Source organism: Legionella sainthelensi (genome assembly GCF_900637685.1).
GTDB lineage: Bacteria > Pseudomonadota > Gammaproteobacteria > Legionellales > Legionellaceae > Legionella > Legionella sainthelensi.
Genome location: NZ_LR134388.1, coordinates 380,428 through 399,458, shown reverse-complemented (window position 1 = coordinate 399,458; position 19,031 = coordinate 380,428). Strand labels below are relative to the sequence as shown.

The following is a 19,031-nucleotide window of genomic DNA, read 5'->3' as shown; positions in this document are numbered from 1 at the left end:
TCCAATGACAGTACTTTTACTTTAAGAATAATATCTTGTTAAGGGGCATGGCGCTAATCCATACTGAATGAACCGCATTACGATTCAGAGTCATCCGAAATCAATTCTTGTAACTCTCGCTTGGGATGACGTGCCAAGTAATCTACAGACTGCATTTCCAACAAACGACTCAGAGTTCGTTTAAAGGTCTCTACCATTTCACCCTCAACATATAACTGCTCTGCTGTGACTTCGGCAGATAAAATAATATTAATACCACGATCATACATCACATCAATAAAATGAATGAACATAATGGTTTGTAATGTATGATTTACTGTTAAAGCAGGCACGTCACTGACAAAGATAGTGTCAAACTTATCTGCTAACTCTAAATAATCTAATTGGCTACGCGGGAGGTTACACAAAATATCAAAAGCGAACCAAATTGATTTTATCCCGCACTTCAGATAAGGAATTGTCCGCTTTTGAATTGTAATAATCCCATGTTCTTGAAATTCACTGTTTAGTAACACAAATTGTTTTTCCATTGCTTGACTGGTGTGCTGATTTAGTGGACATAAATAAGCATCTAATAATGGCGCACGCCCAATTCGATAATCTCTTTGCTCATTCAAATACAGAACCTCACAATTTTCTTTAATAGCAGCAATAGCAGGTAAAAATCGTTTACGATGAACACCATCTCGATACAAATCATCTGGAGGTATATTTGATGAAATTACTAATATTACCCCATGCGCAACTAAAGCCTTGAGTAATTCAGCCAAAATCATCGCATAAGCTACATCATGAACCATGAATTCATCAAAGCAAAGTATCCGAGTATTTTTGGCAAGCTTTTTAGCAATCTGAAGTAGCGGATTTTTTTGTCCCTGTAACAATCTTAATTGTGCATCAACTTGTTGCATAAAATGATGGAAATGAAAACGCGCCTTCTTTTTTTCCTCAAGAAATTCATAAAAAAGATCGACCAAATAAGTTTTTCCTACTCCAACAGGACCATAAAGATATATACCCTTGACTCGAGATTTCCTCCAAGGGTAGAACCATGAGGAGTTTGATTTTTTTATTTCCTCAGTAAGTCGCTGAAAATGCTGCAATATATCTCTTTGTAAAGGATCATCAACAATTTCGCCCCGGGCTACTGCCGTTTCATATTGATTTATTAACGTCATTAGAGGACAACCTGAGCGGTTATATATTCACTCAACTTTGTTTTGAGCTCTATCAATTTTCCATGAAAAAAATGGCTTGTATTGGCAAAACGAATTACTGGAACTTCCGGATCTAATTGCGATGCAAAATCAAAAACTAATGCAGGAGGAACGACCTCATCCTCTTCACCTTGAACAATAACCCAGGGAAAAGGTGCCGGATTAAATTCATGATAATTATAATGATGTATGGGTGGCGCTATCGAGATTAATAAATGTGCATGAACTTGTGCTGCAGCTCGGTAAGTAACATAAGACCCAAAAGAGAAACCCGCAAAAATTAATTTCTTTTCCGGTTGCTCTTTTTGTAACTCACGAGCCAAAGCAAGCATATCCTCACTTTCACCTTGTCCAGCATCATAAGATCCTTCAGACTGCCCCACTCCTCTAAAATTAAAACGCAAAGAAGGAATACCTAAATCTTTGAAAACACGCGCTAGAGTGGTAACAACTTTATTGTTCATCGTGCCGCCCTGCAGGGAATGCGGGTGTCCTAAAAAAGCAATAAACCCACTATCCTTTTGATCAGGAACGGTCAAAACCGCTTCTAACTTACCGATAATACCTTGTAACAATAGGGGATGTTCACCAGGGATAGCTAATTTTTCAATGATTTGCATAAAAAACCTGTTTACATGACGTAGTTTATTTTTCGCAACTATAAGATCCGTTGACAATTTGGTTCTCAACGTCCCGAGACAAGCCGTGGGACGTCGAGTCTTGAAAGACGACTTATCAACAGAGTCCAGATGCTTGTTACCTGAAACAGGAATAATACCTCAGAATGACAAAGGAACAAAATAGGTCCCATATTTAACCCTACTTCTCAACGTACCGAATTTAAACTATGATACGTACTGCGTTGACCCCTTGGCAGCGACTTTAAATTTTTAACTTTTGGAGGACTTGATCCATGCGACAGGTACCTGTAGTACATTTAGCTTTCCCTAATCATGCTTACTCCAGTTTCTTAATGAAGGAGTAGCACAAATGAAAATTCATGATTTCAAACGTAAAAAGGAAGAACAACAAAAAATCGTCATGGTCACATGCTATGATTATCCTTCTGCCTGTATTGTTTCTGAATCTAATATAGATTGTGTACTTGTTGGTGACTCAGTAGCGATGGCTGTACATGGCCACGAAACAACCATTATGGCAACAATAGAGATGATGGTGCTGCATACCCAAGCCGTAGCTCGAGGTTTAACACAGCAATTTTTAATTAGCGATCTGCCGTTTTTAAGTCATAAAACTTCATTAGCTCAAACGGTAGAAAATGTGAAAAGTCTATTACGTTCAGGAGCACATGCTGTAAAAATCGAGGGGGCTGACGCAGATACCTGTCAAACCATTTCCTATCTAGTCAATGCAGGTGTTCCAGTTATGGGTCACATTGGTTTGACTCCTCAATCGATTCACCAATTGGGTGGCTATAAAATACAGGGAAGAAATCCAGAACAAGCAGAAACGCTGATTCAACAGGCACTTCGTTTAGAAGAGGCTGGATGTTTTGCTGTAGTAATTGAGTGCGTTCCACAACCATTAGCCCAAGCCATTACCCAGTCCTTACGCATACCCACTATTGGCATTGGGGCCGGTTCTGATACTGATGGTCAAGTTCTCGTTTGGCATGATATGTTGGGCTTACAAACTGATTTTAATCCCAAGTTTGTCAAACGATACATACAAGGTAAAGAAATGTTGCTGAATGCGTTAAATGCTTATGCACAGCAAGTACAACAGGTCAGTTTTCCAGCATCTGAACATGCATTTTAATGTACATGAGTTACCCCATAAAAATGCACCGCATTTTTGTATGGGGCCATTCAAAACAGTTCAATACAATCAACTCGATTTTTGTTGTATTGAACGCACATAATTAGGAGCATCATGATGCAAATTTTTCATAATCTTGAAGAGTGGATTGCATTTCGTAAAACCTTATCTACTGAATTAAGCCTAGGTTTTGCACCTACCATGGGTAATTTGCATGTAGGACATGCATCTTTATTTTTAACGAGTCAAAAAGAAAACAGCTACACTGTTTCCAGTTTATTTGTTAATCCCACACAATTTAATCAAGCTGAAGATTTTAAATTGTATCCCCGCACTTTAGAAGCAGATCTGAAGATGATGGAAGACTCAGGAGTCGATTTTTGTATTCTTCCGGATGATAAAGCAATGTATGTAGATGGATATAATTATCAAGTACATGAAAAACAACTGTGTCAATTAATGGAGGGGAAACATCGACCCGGACACTTTAACGGTGTTTTAACGGTTGTCATTAAATTATTTAATCTTATCAAACCACACCGGGCGTATTTTGGGGAAAAGGATTATCAACAATATCAACTGATCCACGGAATGGCTAAGGCCTTCTTTCTGGATGTAGAAATCAAAGTATGTCCAACCCTGCGTGAGTCCAGTGGCTTGGCCTATAGTTCACGCAATAATCGCCTTACCAAGGAGCAAAAAATTACAGCGGAAAAATTTGCGGCCTTATTTCAACAAAAAGATAAATCGTGCACCCAAATCATTGAAGAATTAACTCAAAAAAACATTGTTGTGGAGTATGTTGAAGAACATCAAGGTCGTCGATTTGCTGCGGTGCGAATTGGTGATATTCGCTTGATTGATAATTATTTAATCTAGAGATTGAGTGTAAAACTCAATCTCATGTTTGTAATTCATCTCCACTTTCGCCATCTTTGATGAAGAATGTGCGTTATCACTTTTCTTTTTTCTCTTCTTTTTGGTTAAGGTTCTCATCGTCCAGGCAAATCGCATCGATAGTCTCTGTACTTGTAATACACTGCCCTTTATTGCGCAGATCAAAATGCCATTGGTGTCTTGGACATACCCAACACCCTTGACTATCCAACCAACCTGAACTGAGATCTCCTCCCAAATGAGGGCACCAACGTAATATCGAATAACGTTTCCCCTCAAACTCTACTACAATTCGATCTTTATTATTTGCATGAAAGCGCTCAACCAAGTCACAAAACCGTCTAATTTCAATCGCATCCAAAGCCACAAATCCGTGTGTGACCACATCATAGAGATCGGGATTTCTTTTCAGCTTCACTCTAAAAGTCAGTACAAAATCAGGCCAATTCATCTCGTTACTTAAAACTTTATTGACTTGCCAAGCAGGAGCTTCAATTTTCCAATAATTATTGGGATCTAGAATCTCATTTGTTGTGGTAATCGTTTTATTGGTTAAATCGATGCGATACATGATATCCGAATAATCACTAATCCCCCAATATAAAATGGCATGAACCTTGACATTGACTAAATGTATATTCTTCATTTTTTCCTCAAGATCGTGTCTTAAATCGACAAACACTGCTTGAGGGTTAACTTTTTTATTCTCTATTTCCCTTTGTTGAAAGTAGTCTTTATATTCATTGGCATAGGATTTGATATAACTTTCATACTGGTTTTCCTCCACCCTATTTTCATCAAGGTGAATAAATTTCCCTAAATTTACATCCAGAATATCACCGGGCATGATTTCAGGCCATGTGGTATCTGTTGCTTTACAGTGCTTGTCCAAATAGCGAAGATATTCGGGAGCTTTGGGGAAAATATTAATTTTTTCAACATTAATATGCATTAACATTGGATCGAGAAAACAAGGAGGACCCGCAGAAGGAATATAAAACGCTGGATTTACGGTTTCAATTGCTCTTGCAACAATAGAAAACTTATTCATTTTCTTTTTCAAAGAAACTCTTTGATAATCTTTTAAAGGCATGTCATAGCAAACAGGATGCCATATAGCCCCAGAAAATTGAGCTGCAAAAACATCTATTTTTCCATGCATTTTTACAATTTTTTCTAATTTTTCATGTAGCTTACAATCATTTATATTTAAAAAACTTTTTGAATCCGCTTGAACAAGAATTGCGGAATCACAATCAAGCTCTGCATCAAGTACAAAGAGCCTCAGATTCCCATCTTTTAGTGTAAACTCTTCTTCATAATTTAAAGAAATAATGCCATCACATTGATAATTAATCGCTTCCAATTGCTCTTTAACAATACAACGATGAAAATTAGCCAATATGAATTTAAAATTTCTCTTTTTTATCATTTTTAGAAATTCAATATCAAAATGATCTTTGTGCTCATGGCTGACATAAATGTATTTATCTTTATGAGTTGATTCAAAATGATTTAAAACATATTCAAGCATATGGATATTTTTTGGAAATTGAAACCATGCTGAATCAAATGCGCCATAAGGTGAAAGCCACGGATCCATGATGATGACTGACAATTCAGATTCAACATAAAATCCTGCGTGGCCTAGGTAGGTTATCTTCATTTAAGATCTCTCAGTATTGTATTTACTAGGTTCTTCAATCCAGATTCAACTGACGTTTTAGCAAAAATACCAAGCTCTTCTCCCGCTAAAAATGGATCTCCCAATGAGTATTCAACATCCCCAATTTTTGGAGGTTTATGAATAGTGACTAGTTCTTTTTTCAATTCGTGACTTAACAAATTAGCTATTGTCTTTATTTTAATATTTTTTCCACTGCATACATTATAAGTTCGGGCAGCATGCTTAGAAGTTTCCATCGCTTTAATAAAAAATAAAATAACATCCTCTACATATACAAAATCTCTTGATTGCTCACCCGAACCATAAAAGGCACAGGGATTATCATTCAATAAATTATTTAAAAAGATTGAAATGACACCAGAATAAGGGCTATCTAATTTTTGTCTTGCTCCATAGACATTAAATAAACGTAATGCAGTGAAAGGAAATTTATATATTTCACTGATAAATCGACCATAATATTCACCTGAAAGTTTCGTATTTGCATAAATAGATATAGGCAACAAAGGAGCATCTTCTTTAATTGGGAAATGCGAACTATTACCATATACCGCACAAGAAGAAGCAAATACAATAGGAACAAATTTAGAAAATCGAGACAATTCACTCGCGGTTTTTAAAATATTCACCGTAGCAGATAAATTTATTTCATGAGCTTGCAAAATGTCTTCATTGCATAAAGGGACTGAAACCAAGGCGGCAAGATGAAAGCATCCATCTACCTGCTCCATTAGTTCTTTGACTAATTGGTAGTCACAGATATCCCCTTCAATAAAAACAACCTCCTCGGGAAGATTCTCTTTGCAGCCTGTTGAAAGATTATCGAGGACATATACCTTGGAAGATTTCACTAATTGGTCACACAGATGTGAACCAATAAACCCTGCACCTCCTGTAACAAGATAAGTATCCATATTATCCTCGTAGCATGATCACTTTATATTCAAGATCATTGAATCCTTCATTTAAAAAATACATTCCTAATACACAGACACAAGCTAAGGAACCAGTAAATCCATATCCGTAATAAAAAGGTCCCAAAGATACAGAGATTAAGCTAAATACTAAATTTAAAACAAAATAGCTAATGGAAACTACAAAAACATACCATCTTCTATCCATATAGTACAAAATATCAATAATAGCTAGAAGAAAAATTTGCAAACTTGTACCTATCACTGCAACATAAAGCAAATTGTAGTAAAGCAGCGAAATATTTAAAAAAGCCAAAATTTTTTCGCCAAACTGCAGCATAAGAATAATTACTAATGCTTGAATTTTAACTATAGAATAGATGAGTTCAAAAGCATAAGTAGCTACTTGATTACCCGCAATCTTTATATAAGACAAGGATTTCCCACTTCGTATTGCTTCATTAAAACGAAGATAATAATCCGAGAAATTGGTCTCTATTAGTAAAAGAAAAACGGCCATTCCTGGCAACAAACAAAGATAGGCAATAAAGATTGGGAGATCGTAAATTAATGAAGCTCTAAAAGGACCAATCACTGCATAACTCGTATTATCATTATACCAAAATATAAATTTATCTACCCATACGCCTAAGTTGAAAAATAAACCGTTAAAAATTAATATCTTATACATACTATTTTTTTCAGAAAATGAAAATCAATAATTGAATTGGTGGGATACTCTTTGTACAGCACGATGAGTAAATTAAGCAATAAAACGGTTTGTCCCACTAAAAAGCTGAACATAAAAGCATCAAGACCGTAATTACGTAACCCATACGCCAAAAGAACGATAATCGAGTAACTCAATAAAAACGCTTTGAGGATAATCGTATAATCTTTTACTGCGGTGAGAAGTGTAATCACAGCCCAAATATTTGATAGAACAACAAAACTACCCATTAATAGCAAGCGATAGGCAATATCTTGTTGCGAGAAAAAAAGTAATACAAAAAAGAATGAAAAAATACCAGCACCTAAAGAAATAATAAGTATTAATCCATTCAAGTTAGAAATAAGGTAGGTGGATCTATTTAAAAATAATTGATCCGCCGCATAACGAGAAAAACTATTACCTGCAGAACTACTAAAGATTAAACTCCCGGCAATTAAGTAAGTAATCGATATTTGAAATTGCGTAATTGCTTCTTGTTGCGCGGGTATCCTAGCAATAATAATTGACAGAGAAATAATACCTAGAATTGAGATCAGCCATGGTCCACCGCCAATAACTCCTGCAACCGTATAAGCAGCTATTGTCCGTGTAATACTTTCGTGATTTAAAATTTTTCGTAAAGAGAATCCAATTCCCGCCATTTGGTTGCTATCCTTTATTCATCGTACTTTCGTAGATTTCTTGATATTGTGCAATCATAACTGTTTCATTATAGTAGGTTTCTACGCGTTTAATCGCAGACTGACTCATTTCATTCCATAATTCAGGGTTATTTAATACGTCAAGAATCGCAACTTCCAAGTCTTTAGAATCAGAGACTCTCACTATCTTACCAGCGGGGCCTAAAGCAATGTCTTCTTCATTCATACCTAATACCATTTCTTTACAAGCCCCAACGTCAGTAGCCACTACAGGAACCCCAGCAGCAAAACTTTCCAAAAGCACATATGGCATACTTTCTCTAATAGCTGGTAAGACTAAAATCTTGATTTTTGGTAGAACATCTTCCATTTTTTGATGAGGGAAAAATTCAATAACATCTTGCAGCAATGTATTTTCGACTAGCTCAATACATTCTTGAGCATACACCGGATCCTGGTCAGTTGAACCAATGATCCAAACCTTTAAATCCGGCATTGCATTATGTAGATTAGGCACTGCTCTGATAAACCCCTTCACATCTTTCATAGGAACAATACGGCCAACAAAACAGATCGCTGTAAGTTTTTCCTCCAAAGGGCGTCTTAATTTCCTAAATCGATCGATATTAATCCCATTAGGTATAATGAGTGTCTTCTTTGGATCAGCACCATCATCTATCTGTATTTGCTGTGCATGACTAAATAAACTGACTATTGGATCAGCTACGTGATAAGTTAGCTGTGCCAATGTCTTAAAATAGCGATCCCATAAATTTCGTAAATAACTTGTTTCGGTCAACGCCCGATCAGGATCATCATGAAATACCTGGCTTAAAAAAATATCAATTTTACGTTCTTTAGTATAAATACCATGTTCGGTTAAAATTAGAGGATAGTTGAAATGTCGATGAATAAAAAAACCAAGTAATCCCGCATATCCCGTTGAAATAGAATGCACTGCTCTAACTTTAGGAAAATTGGTAAGAACATGGATCAACTTCCATAAAGGTTTATGGATATTTTTTACTGTCCAAAAATAATCAATAAATGAAGAATCTTCGCACTGTTCTGCGTATTTGTCTTCAATAAAATTCCAACTGAGCTTGCTATACAAAAACTGCGCATAATCAACTCCTGAAGGATCATTAAGAATATTACTGACATCAGCAATTTGATCTAAATTTTCAGCGGTTGGGCATTTAAACAGCTCATGCATTTCTCTCAGATATACAAATCCCTTTTCATTTCCAACTAACCTTTTTTTGGGCGAAGGCGGCTCATCTTCGTCAAAAAGATAATGGACTTGAAAATGAGTGACATTCTTGGGAATATTATAGCGAATCCCCTCTTGATAATTCTCAGGAGAGCCACCTAAAAATATTAGGGCAAATGTGTATTGAGGAAAATTTTCTATAATCTGATGTACCCAGGTGGAAACTCCTCCCAAAATAAATGGATAGGAACTCTCAAGGAGTAGGGCGATATCAACTTCATCAGCCTGTTCTGCTAAATAAGTACTCATTTTCCACACCAGAATTCAACCACTTTATTAATTTTTAAAATATAACGAAACGAAGTATCCAAACATAAAGATTCTTTCACTGTATTATAATCCCTTTTGTTGTATGCGAGCTCTGCTAAATATGGATAAATTTTACTTTTTGGGGCATTTAATTCTGAGGCCCTCGATAAATAACTAAGCCCTTCTTTTAATTGCTTATTTTCCATATTTATCCTTGCTAATAAGATTAACAAAGTTGTATCTTCTGGTAGTGATTCTAATGCAATATTGGCGTAAAAATTACTTTGTTCCAATAAGATGGAGCGAAATTCCTGATCAGCTAAGTTACGATACACCAATTCCCAATATAATAAAGCGAGCTGCTTGGCTAGAAAGGCTATTTTATCAGGATCTGCCGTTTCTTCAGATTTTTTTATAAATTGATTAATTTTCTTTTGCAAATAATTCTGTTGATTCTCAAGCATGGAAAAAGCGCAAATCCGCAATTCCTCTAAATCATCCGATACTAAAGAGCTATAAATGCGGTTCGTATCTCTCGGCAATCCTTTACTAACGCTATAAAGTGCTTTATTGCGCTCTTCGGTCGAATAATTCGAAGAATGCAATCTGACATCAGCCCAACTTGTTCCATGCGCTACTACTTCAACAGGATTTTTTCGCGCATATTCAACTTGAGGATATAAATTAATTATGTGGGGTTGAAAATCTTCACCAAACTTTTTAAGAAGGAAAACAGCAACAACAACTACAATATTTCCCAGAAATGGAATAAAAGTTCCAATACATATTAATAACAATGAAAATTCTTTTTTCCTTTTAACAAGATCTAACTGGATTAAGTTTATCAATAAAAAAGTAATTAATAGACTTATGCCTAAATTCAGAAAAAATACATTCAAGAACAAATCGGTAGTTGGACTTTGTCGAAAAAGAGCGGCGAACAATCCATGTAATGAATCCATCTGATTAACCAATGTCCTCTCCATTGATAAAATTTAAGAAATACTGCATCACATAAAAAGGAGTGTCTGCATAAAGCTGCATCGAACGTATTCTTATCTCTTCATTATTCACGGAGAAGCCTAAGTCCATATGCAAATAATTTTTAATTCTTGCTATATAGCCATAAATTCCTGCTGAAGAAGTAAAAGGCATTAAAGTAATTAATACATCATATTCACCCAATTCTAAAGACCAAAATGAGTCAAGAATTCGGTGCTGGTTTTTTAAATTATAGATGACATTATGAGCTCTTAATTTTTTCGAAACCATCACTGCAACAAGTGCACTATCAATTTCTAAAGTTTCTTTCAATGGGATTAGTCTTATTAATTGTTTTGCAAAATCAACGGAACAATCAGGATAGTTGCGTAAAAAATCAGTAACTTCAGAAGAAACAATAACTTCTTGACTGAAATAATGAGCCAAGATACTCAATATTCTGAGCGTCTCTTCGTTTAAATTCCAAAAAGGAATTTCTTTAATCACTAATATACCTATAAGTCCATTTTCTCTAGTGAGTAAAGGCACTGCCACCAAATAAAGACAGTCGCTTGCTTCTTCGATTTGATTAATACTTACAAAAGAAATTTCTCCTGACTCCATGCATCTCTTGATGAGTGGATCATGTGTCACTAATTCGCCCACTAAACCAATTTCAACAAAAGGTTCCGGATTTAACCATTCATTTTGATACAAAAAGATTCCACCTACATTGACTTGGCAAAATTGCGAAATAATTTGCAAAAAAGAATAGGCTACGTCGGGAGACAACAGTGTGTCTGCATTTAAATTTAACTTTTGTAATTCTCTAAACGCTAATCGTAGTGTCATAGGTTTAGAAATAATGTTTTGTTCAAGGTAATCAGAAGAAAGTCGCAACATATAATAAGAGCGAGACAAACTCTTTAAACGTTCTTCACTATAAGCCTGCAGTACATCTGTATTTTGTATTCTTCTTACCCAGCTCGAGCTAAATAAAGTGCAGATTAGCGTTAAGAATACTCCACTGAGCAAATAAGACTGGAAGTCAGTGAGTGACATATCCCCTGCTATAAGTTTGGTATTGGCATATATAGCAATTACCGCAATTGATAACAAGCTCGGACCAAAGCCATATTGAAATGCAATTATTACTGAAGCAATCCACGGCCAAGGAAAAATTTCTCTAATAAACAATGGATTATTTGGATTCGTTACATAACACAACCCTAAAATGAGGAGAGAGATACCAATGGCCTCCCCCCACATCCATACACTGTGCTCTCGCCAAATCCACAATTGCTTTAATAATGGTTTTATATTCATCAAGAGATCTTTAAGCTAAAAAGCATATTATCAATTAATCGCTGCGCAATTACCGCTAATCCTGAGCGACTAGTACCCATTTTACTCCCAACAGAACTCCAAATCATTTGTCCAGTGGGAACACTGAATATCTGCAATGAAACTCCTGCTATTGGTTCTCCATCTAGCCCCACTTTATAGTCCCATTCATTTACAGCACCCATTACTACATACTGTAAATGCCGTTCTCTCGCCCAACTTAAAACTGCATTAACGGAGGGAGTCGCATTAGGACAAACAATTAATTTATTACAGTTTGCATTAGAAGGATAGAATACTAATGTGTGTACGCCCTTTGAGCGAAGTACGCCCGTGGTAATATTCATTGCTCGATAGCCCGCTTGCGGCACTTCGGTATTATTAGCAAATACCGCAATCCCCCATCCAGCATTAGCGTTCACCGGAACAACTTGGGAGGAATTAATTTTTGTACATCCTACCATGACGAACAAGCTCATGAGGGCTAAAATTTTCAATCCATATTTCATTCTGACTCCTTCTCTAATAAGTCACTTTTAACATACAACCAAAATAATACAGCCTCAATGAATTTCGTGAAGCAAAATGCATTAAAGATATATTTGATAACTAATTTTTGCTAATTGGGACACTTGAATTCCTTGCCCCTGGTTCGATCCCCATTCATAATAAATTACCAAATGATCCCGACCAAACACCATGCCCGCTATGCCCAGATTGTATAATTTTCCAAGTCCTACTACAGAACTTTGGGAAATAGTAGCCGCAGCAAAAGGCCGCCACCGATGAGTATAATTTTCTATGTAATTTTCACCAAATGAAAAAGTCAAACCATATTCGGTAAAATTAGCAGGAATTAGAAAGTTCACATCAGGTATAACATTCTCTGGAACTAGTGTAAGTATATTCCCCCTAAGTAATTGGGTGGTTTTATTGTAATAATTAGTAACTACTCCATAAGGAGCCAGGGTCCAATCAGGATAGGAACTCCAAAGTTTATGCTCATGACGCAGGGTAAATTGAGTTCCCTTCGCAAGGTATTGCCCATCCTGTGTATAAAAAAAGTTTTGCCTTAAATTTCCTGAAATAAAATCTTGTTTGAAAAGGCGATAATAAAAATCAAAATTCACATTGTTTTTTGTACCGCCAACGAGCATACCTGCAGTATCATCCGCAGGTTGATGATAGCCTATTGTGGTGGTTAATTCCAAATTGCTTAGGGCAGTATAGGATCTTGTTACTTTAGCAGTGAAAAAAGAAGTCAGATTATCACGATAACCTAAATCAAAATCTAAATACCCTCGTCGCTGCTTCGTGTTTATTTTTACTCCCGCTCGCTCATCCTTGCTAGGAACGGTTCTTAATACCTGATTACTTGTCGTACTTATATTATTATTTTGATTCACTGTAACGGTATTTCCACCTGGTAAATTACGAGTAAACCATATTGAATTATATGGGGTTAAGCTTAGGCTAGGCATGTAAAAATAAGTGTAGGAGGTGTTTGTTCTTGGCCCCACCACATTTCCATACTGATAATATTCTTGGCTGACATATAAGTTATCTGAATTATTAAGCATTAAAGGAGTAAAAAAATTATCATATAAATCTTGATCTTTTCTGTATCGTTTTAATGCCAAATAAGCAGATGTTTGCGCGTAAGGTAATGCATCAATTTCGGTCGCAGCTTTTGTGCGATCTCTATAGGAAATTATCGCTTTTTTATCCCGTAATATCTTGCTCATTGCAGTATGATCATGCCGAATAAGAGCAATGCTTAAGCGTGCCCATAAAGGAGGCTCTATATTTTTAGCTTTATAATGTGAGTAGATTGCTTCTGCTAAAGCAATATTATTGTGTCCTAAAGCCCAGGTTAGCATCAATAATTCAACATCTTCATTTTCATATTTTTCCAGCATGGATAATGCTACAGCAGTTGGGTCGCCAAAAGCATTCAACATTGATAATTTGGTATAATCAATTAATTGAATATAAATTGGAGGTTCTTTTTGATTTTTAAGTAAATTCAAATAGATTGGCCAAGCATAGATGCTCACTTGTGTCGATTGGGTGTCATAAAAAGCATTTTCGAGAACATCTTTAAATAAAATGAGCCAATAAGGATTATTTTCATACTGTTTAAACTCATCATAAAATAAATTTAGAACAGCTTGAGTCATCAGTCGGTTATCAAACCGAGCGTAGGCTTGTGCATATGGCCCCCATAATGCATGGGTCTTAGGCAACTCGTGTTGCCATAAAGGTAATGCATGCTTAAGAAGTACCATATTATTCGTTTCAATTAAGAAATATAAAAAATCAGCAAATACATCCGGATCTCGTGGAAGATAGTGCATGGCTTCTAAATAAGTTTGCAAAACGGAATTTTCATTACCAAATTGCTTTTCATAGATAACCTTCGCATTCCAAAAAGCGCCTTCGTATCGTAGCAAATTAAGAATTGATGGTGGTAATCGTGCTTCATATTTTGGAAAATCGATACTCTGCTGTTTATTCATTAAAGAAAAAAATTCTGAAGCAAAATAATACTTATTAGGGTATCGTGTGATCGCTTGTTTGGCATATTGATACGCTAAATCCGGATTGCTTTTTCTCGTAATGTCAATAAGGATAGTCAAATTGTCACTATTTGTTTTTTTGTCCTTTAATAATTGTTGGCTCGCGTATAAGGCATCTTGAGGTTTATTAGCCAGGAACGAGATCTGTCTGTAGGCATCCCAAAATTTTAAGCTTTTAGGGGACTGATTTTGTCGTGCCTGAATCATCACTCGCTCTGCGTCAGAAATATTTCCTTGATTAACATAAATTTGTGCCATTTTTATAGCAATTTCTGGGAGCATGCCCTTCAAAGCGCTTAATTTTTTTAGTATCTGTAACTCTTGCCCGGGTTCATCTGTTATTTGGTAAACTGTAGCAAGTGTATTTAAATACATGGTTTTCGGTATCGTGTTTTTATTTTTTTCAACAATATCGATAAGTTCAGGGACTTCCCCTAAATGAAACAAGACATTAATGTATTCATTCCAATTAGCTTTCGATGTATTACCTCCTTTTATATCGGCTAAAAGAAATTCCGATAATATCTTATCTGCATGAAGTTTTCTTGCCAGATCTTTTCCTTTGAGTTCTGCATTTTTATCATTAAATTTTTTCCATAAATATACATACTGCTCCAAAGCAACATTAGGCTCCTGATTCCAAATCGCGACTTCTGCAAGCCTCTCTCGCCACAATTTATTTTGAGGTACTTGCTTTACTGCCGACATGGCAACTGCATACGCTTTTTGAGCGTTTCCGCTTTGTAGATAAACAGTATAGGCTAGCTCATAAATATTTTTCTCATATTTAATCATCTGCACACAGTGTTGCTCACTATCTGCTTTTTGAGGAAGCACAAATTCAAATAATGTTTTAGAATCTATAGATGGCACATGTGATCGGACATGTGATCGGGCATTTTCATGCGAACCATCGCTGTAAGTCCCAACTGAATAAATAAGAGAATGAAGGAAAATGAATGTAGGGTATTTTTTCCAACTCATTCTGTTGAACCTCGAAAATTGAGTTGTAATAGCTGATTAATATATTGCTCTGCAACTTTTTGTTGTCCAGCCCCAAGAGCTAATTTAGCTAAGTAGATTAAGGTATTTTTGTCTTTTCCTAATCCATCAATGTTTTTTTGGGCGAATTCCAAAGCTTTACTTTCGGTTCCTCCTGCTCTTAAACTATCCAATGCTTTGGTGTAATAGAGTCTCTTTTCATCTATTGATGTGCTTTTTTTCATCGCCATAAGAAAGTAATCCGCACTTCCCTGATAGTTTTTAACATACAAAGCAACTTTTCCTGCCTTAGCATAGAAAGCCACTGATTGATTTTCACCTTGTAGATTGATTTTTTGATATATGAGATCGGCTAAATCTGGTCGCTCAAAAGCAAGGGCGTTGTCAGCAAGCTCTAGCAATTCTTTCGAAGTCAAAAGCGGTGAATGGATTAGAATATTTTGTAGAGACCGTAACATCATCTCTTTTTCTTTACGCTGTGGATTGTTTTCTTTTAACTGAAATGCTTCAACAGTGAGAATTTCATAATATAACCAAAGAGCGCGCCATTCAAAATTGGTGTTAGGCCTATAGTTAATATATGGGGTAATTGTTTTTTTAGCCTCTTCAACCTGCCCTATTTGGAATTGTTGTTGAGCAAGACTCATCCTTAAATCAACATTCGTCGGATTATTTTCTACTGCATTTTTCAAATAACTTATAGATACGGCACTGGGCTTATCTGTTTTGAGCAGTGTGTCCATAAACAATTTTTGCGGAAAAAGAAAAATCAAAAAACCAATAAACAATAAGATAAAAAGCAGCATTTGCCACCAACTAAAAGGCTTTTTTCGTTTATTGGCATCTAACGGAGAGTTCATATCTCAAACCTTCGGTAAATTCATAACGTTTTTGATCCTCTTTTTGGGATTTAGGAGATACGATTTTTTTTCCATCCCATAATGCGCAATTGCTCACATTTGCAAAAGTAAATTTTGGTGGCAAATATCCCTCTAAGGTGAAATCAATTTGATTTTTCTTTCTCAAAAAGCGAGTAACTCTAGCTGTAGAATCAACTAAATAAGGGAGTGTAGGTGGTTGAGAAGAAAAACGGATAAATGATTGTCCACCAGGTCCTAAATGAATGTAACGATCGTCATTGTAAGAGCTGTATCCTATAACATTACTACTGCCTATCAGATCAGGATACCCCATTGACTCTGGAATTCGTATTTCTCTTAACGAATCACCAGTAATAAAAGACCAACCGTCTTCAGTTTTTGCAATCATTAGACTTTGAAAATCTTGAATTTTGTTAAAATAATCAGAAACATAAATATTCATTACTGGAGTGGACAGAGCCCACTTATAAATTTCATGTAACGCTTTTATGCCGGATGGTCTTTGGAGCGTATAAAAATGGAAATAAATATCAATCGGTTTTAAACGGCGCGGGTGATCGGTAAGTTTTAGCGCAGGAATAATATTAATTAAAGAATAAAATCTGGTATTCAGGGAAATTGTTTCATTGTCATTACCTATAGGTGCAAATACTTGAAAATACGATCCCTCAAAAAGGCCTAAAGCAGACACTCGTGTGAGAGATTTTTTTGATTTTGTAATTAATTTTCCCGGGTTTAAATTAGCTAAACCTAACTGATAAGTATATTCTAATGCTTTTTCAGGTATGTCTCCCTCTCCCGACCATAGGAAAACTTTACATTTTTTTCCTGGTGGCGACAAATTTTTATTGATGTATTCGACCGAGCCCACGATTTCTGTATATACATTAAATTTATAATTAGGAATTTTTATTGTATAAGGATTAGGCTTTGTTCCTTTATATTTCTCAGCTTTGGACCAAGTAAATGGATGGCTGTAGGTATGACTTGCTATTTCAACATTCGGAAGAGCAAAAATTTTTCGCGCAATTTTTTCTAACTGTGCTGATAATTGAGGATGAAGTCCATTGGGTGCAATTTCTCCTTGGATAATGGATACCGTTGTAGGAATAATATATCGTTTTAAAAACTCTTTACTCAATATTTCTCCCGTATAAGGGGCATTATACCATTCACCTCGGTTAGCAAAACCATCACCATCAATATGCACCATCATTAATCGATTACCATTTTCTGAGGTAAGATCCGGGGTTGGCCGTTCGGGAAGTTTCAATGCTTGTCTAAAAAACTTGAACGGATCAATAGTCCACAGAAAATAATCCCCAATATTTTGGAGTAACATGTTATTAGTTAAATAATATCCACCCCACGGAGTAATCGCAGCGACATCAAAAACGTTACCCATATCGTCTTCTGCCTTGAGTAGACTCTTTCCGTTTAAAACACGCAATGATAAGAAATCATCTCCAGTAACTACAGGAGCAATTTCATAACCCATTATAGGGGCTTTATATATAATTTTTACCTCATTTGCCGGCATAGGGTTGTAAGTTTCCATTACAGATAAACCAAACATTTTTACATGTTGATCTTTTGGAGGAAAACCGAAGCTGTTTAAAATGACCACAGGTATTTTTTTCTTTAACAAATCCTTGTACCAATTAGTCAATTCCATCTGTCTTCCAAGTAAATTCCCTCCTGGTGCTACCACGATGCCTGCATAATCTTTTGCAGAAAGATTGTGGGGTAAAGGATCTGCAATATTACGTAATTCAGTCACATATCCCATGTAATTCAGAGGCATACTTACCGCAAACGAAAGATAAGAGCCTATCTTCCCATCCACATTATTTGTTGTTCCTTGATAAAATAATAATATCTTGCGGGGTAATGGCTCGAAATCAAATAAATAAATCTGATTAAGAGCGCCATCCGTAATCCAAGGATTAAATCCTAAATCAGCGATTCTCTTAGCAGCTGCTTTTGCTTGATCTTCTTCATTAGGGGGTAAGTAATCAACAACAGTAACAGGAACTCCCATTTTCTTAACTGCATCAAGCTCTTTTAACAGGTTTTCTCTGTTCTTTTCAGGAACCTGAAAATATTTTTTTGTTAGGTTATCCCAGCCATTAAATAAAGATTCAGCGACAACTTGATCTACTAAAGATTTAATTTCGGGTAACACTTCAAAGCCACGATTTACTATAAGCCTCGCATTGGGATATTTGGATTTAATTGCTCGAATAGTAGTGATAATCCCTTCTTGTTGCTTTTTCATTTTTTGAGGGTCTTCTGATGCTATTCGATAAGAATCCAGCGTATCTAGAAAAAATCCTCGATACCCCTTTTCCCAAAGAGGAGTAATTATTTGATTAATAAAAAATGCCTGCCAAGCTGGATTTGACTGATCTAAAACCAAAGACTGCCAATTTTTGTTTTTCGCAATGACCCAACTTTTATCAATAGGCTTTTCATACTGATTCAAACTTATCGCTTCTCCGAGTGAAGCATAGGCATAAACGTTTCGCCCCCCCATTTCTAGCAACTGAGGATCTAAACCACTACCAGGTTCAATAACCACATTTTTAAAAAGCCTTAATTTGGCCAAAGGCGGATGAGATCCATAATAGAAGGCCAAGTTATAGTGTGAAGAGAACTCAGCGAGACTGGCACTTGAATAAATAAATAAAATCAACAAAACTTCAAAATGGAAGCGATTGAATAAATAAAGGAATTTTTTTTTAGTAATTTAATAAAGTCCATTGTCCTTAATCTCTGATTTTACTCCCGTAAGTTCAACCTGTATCTTTATTGCTGATCTTTATGGTGCTTCATTATGAGAAAAAAGTCTATT

Annotated in this window: 13 protein-coding genes and 1 pseudogene; 2 read left to right on the top strand and 12 right to left on the bottom strand. The window is 35.8% G+C overall.

Going from position 1 to position 19,031, the window contains the following annotated elements; all coding sequences use genetic code 11:
• Positions 1-77 precede the first annotated feature (77 nt).
• The gene (gene zapE, locus EL220_RS01715) at positions 78-1,178 is read right to left on the bottom strand and encodes a cell division protein ZapE (protein WP_027270923.1); all 1,101 of its coding nucleotides are present in this window, start codon (positions 1,176-1,178) and stop codon (positions 78-80) included.
• The gene (locus tag EL220_RS01710; RefSeq protein WP_027270922.1) at positions 1,178-1,837 is read right to left on the bottom strand and encodes an alpha/beta hydrolase; all 660 of its coding nucleotides are present in this window, start codon (positions 1,835-1,837) and stop codon (positions 1,178-1,180) included. Before EL220_RS01710 ends, zapE begins: the two co-directional genes overlap by 1 nt.
• Positions 1,838-2,207: 370 nt before the next feature.
• Between EL220_RS01710 and panB the strand changes: the two genes are divergently transcribed.
• Positions 2,208-2,996, top strand: coding sequence for a 3-methyl-2-oxobutanoate hydroxymethyltransferase (gene panB, locus EL220_RS01705; protein WP_027270921.1), 789 nt, complete (start codon positions 2,208-2,210; stop codon positions 2,994-2,996).
• A gap of 117 nt (positions 2,997-3,113) precedes the next feature.
• Positions 3,114-3,875: a pantoate--beta-alanine ligase gene (gene panC, locus EL220_RS01700; RefSeq protein ID WP_027270920.1), complete on the top strand. Its 762-nt coding sequence runs from the start codon at positions 3,114-3,116 to the stop codon at positions 3,873-3,875.
• Between the two features lie 76 nt (positions 3,876-3,951).
• Here panC and EL220_RS01695 read toward each other — a convergent pair whose 3' ends face one another.
• From EL220_RS01695 to EL220_RS01645, 10 genes and pseudogenes are all read right to left on the bottom strand, one after another.
• Positions 3,952-5,559 (bottom strand): Rieske (2Fe-2S) protein, encoded by a 1,608-nt coding sequence (locus EL220_RS01695; protein ID WP_027270919.1) that lies wholly within the window; start codon positions 5,557-5,559, stop codon positions 3,952-3,954.
• Positions 5,556-6,494 (bottom strand): NAD-dependent epimerase/dehydratase family protein, encoded by a 939-nt coding sequence (locus EL220_RS01690; RefSeq protein WP_027270918.1) that lies wholly within the window; start codon positions 6,492-6,494, stop codon positions 5,556-5,558. The genes EL220_RS01695 and EL220_RS01690 overlap by 4 nt, the downstream gene beginning before the upstream one ends.
• Before the next feature lies 1 nt (position 6,495).
• Positions 6,496-7,868: pseudogene (gene pelG, locus EL220_RS18470) on the bottom strand (exopolysaccharide Pel transporter PelG).
• Positions 7,869-7,875: 7 nt separating this feature from the next.
• Positions 7,876-9,390 (bottom strand): GT4 family glycosyltransferase PelF, encoded by a 1,515-nt coding sequence (pelF, locus tag EL220_RS01675; protein ID WP_027270916.1) that lies wholly within the window; start codon positions 9,388-9,390, stop codon positions 7,876-7,878.
• Positions 9,387-10,364: a tetratricopeptide repeat protein gene (locus EL220_RS01670; protein WP_027270915.1), complete on the bottom strand. Its 978-nt coding sequence runs from the start codon at positions 10,362-10,364 to the stop codon at positions 9,387-9,389. The genes pelF and EL220_RS01670 overlap by 4 nt, the downstream gene beginning before the upstream one ends.
• Complete coding sequence (locus EL220_RS01665) at positions 10,357-11,697, bottom strand: PelD GGDEF domain-containing protein (protein ID WP_027270914.1); 1,341 nt, start codon at positions 11,695-11,697, stop codon at positions 10,357-10,359. The genes EL220_RS01670 and EL220_RS01665 overlap by 8 nt, the downstream gene beginning before the upstream one ends.
• Positions 11,697-12,224: a hypothetical protein gene (locus EL220_RS01660; protein ID WP_051544727.1), complete on the bottom strand. Its 528-nt coding sequence runs from the start codon at positions 12,222-12,224 to the stop codon at positions 11,697-11,699. Before EL220_RS01660 ends, EL220_RS01665 begins: the two co-directional genes overlap by 1 nt.
• A gap of 81 nt (positions 12,225-12,305) precedes the next feature.
• Positions 12,306-15,278 carry a tetratricopeptide repeat protein gene (locus EL220_RS01655; RefSeq protein WP_027270913.1) on the bottom strand — a complete coding sequence of 991 codons (2,973 nt, stop codon included), beginning with the start codon at positions 15,276-15,278 and terminating at the stop codon, positions 12,306-12,308.
• Positions 15,275-16,156, bottom strand: coding sequence for a tetratricopeptide repeat protein (locus EL220_RS01650; RefSeq protein ID WP_035905996.1), 882 nt, complete (start codon positions 16,154-16,156; stop codon positions 15,275-15,277). The genes EL220_RS01655 and EL220_RS01650 overlap by 4 nt, the downstream gene beginning before the upstream one ends.
• Positions 16,131-18,785 carry a bifunctional glycoside hydrolase 114/ polysaccharide deacetylase family protein gene (locus EL220_RS01645; RefSeq protein ID WP_128130805.1) on the bottom strand — a complete coding sequence of 885 codons (2,655 nt, stop codon included), beginning with the start codon at positions 18,783-18,785 and terminating at the stop codon, positions 16,131-16,133. The genes EL220_RS01650 and EL220_RS01645 overlap by 26 nt, the downstream gene beginning before the upstream one ends.
• Between the last annotated feature and the right edge of the window lie 246 nt (positions 18,786-19,031).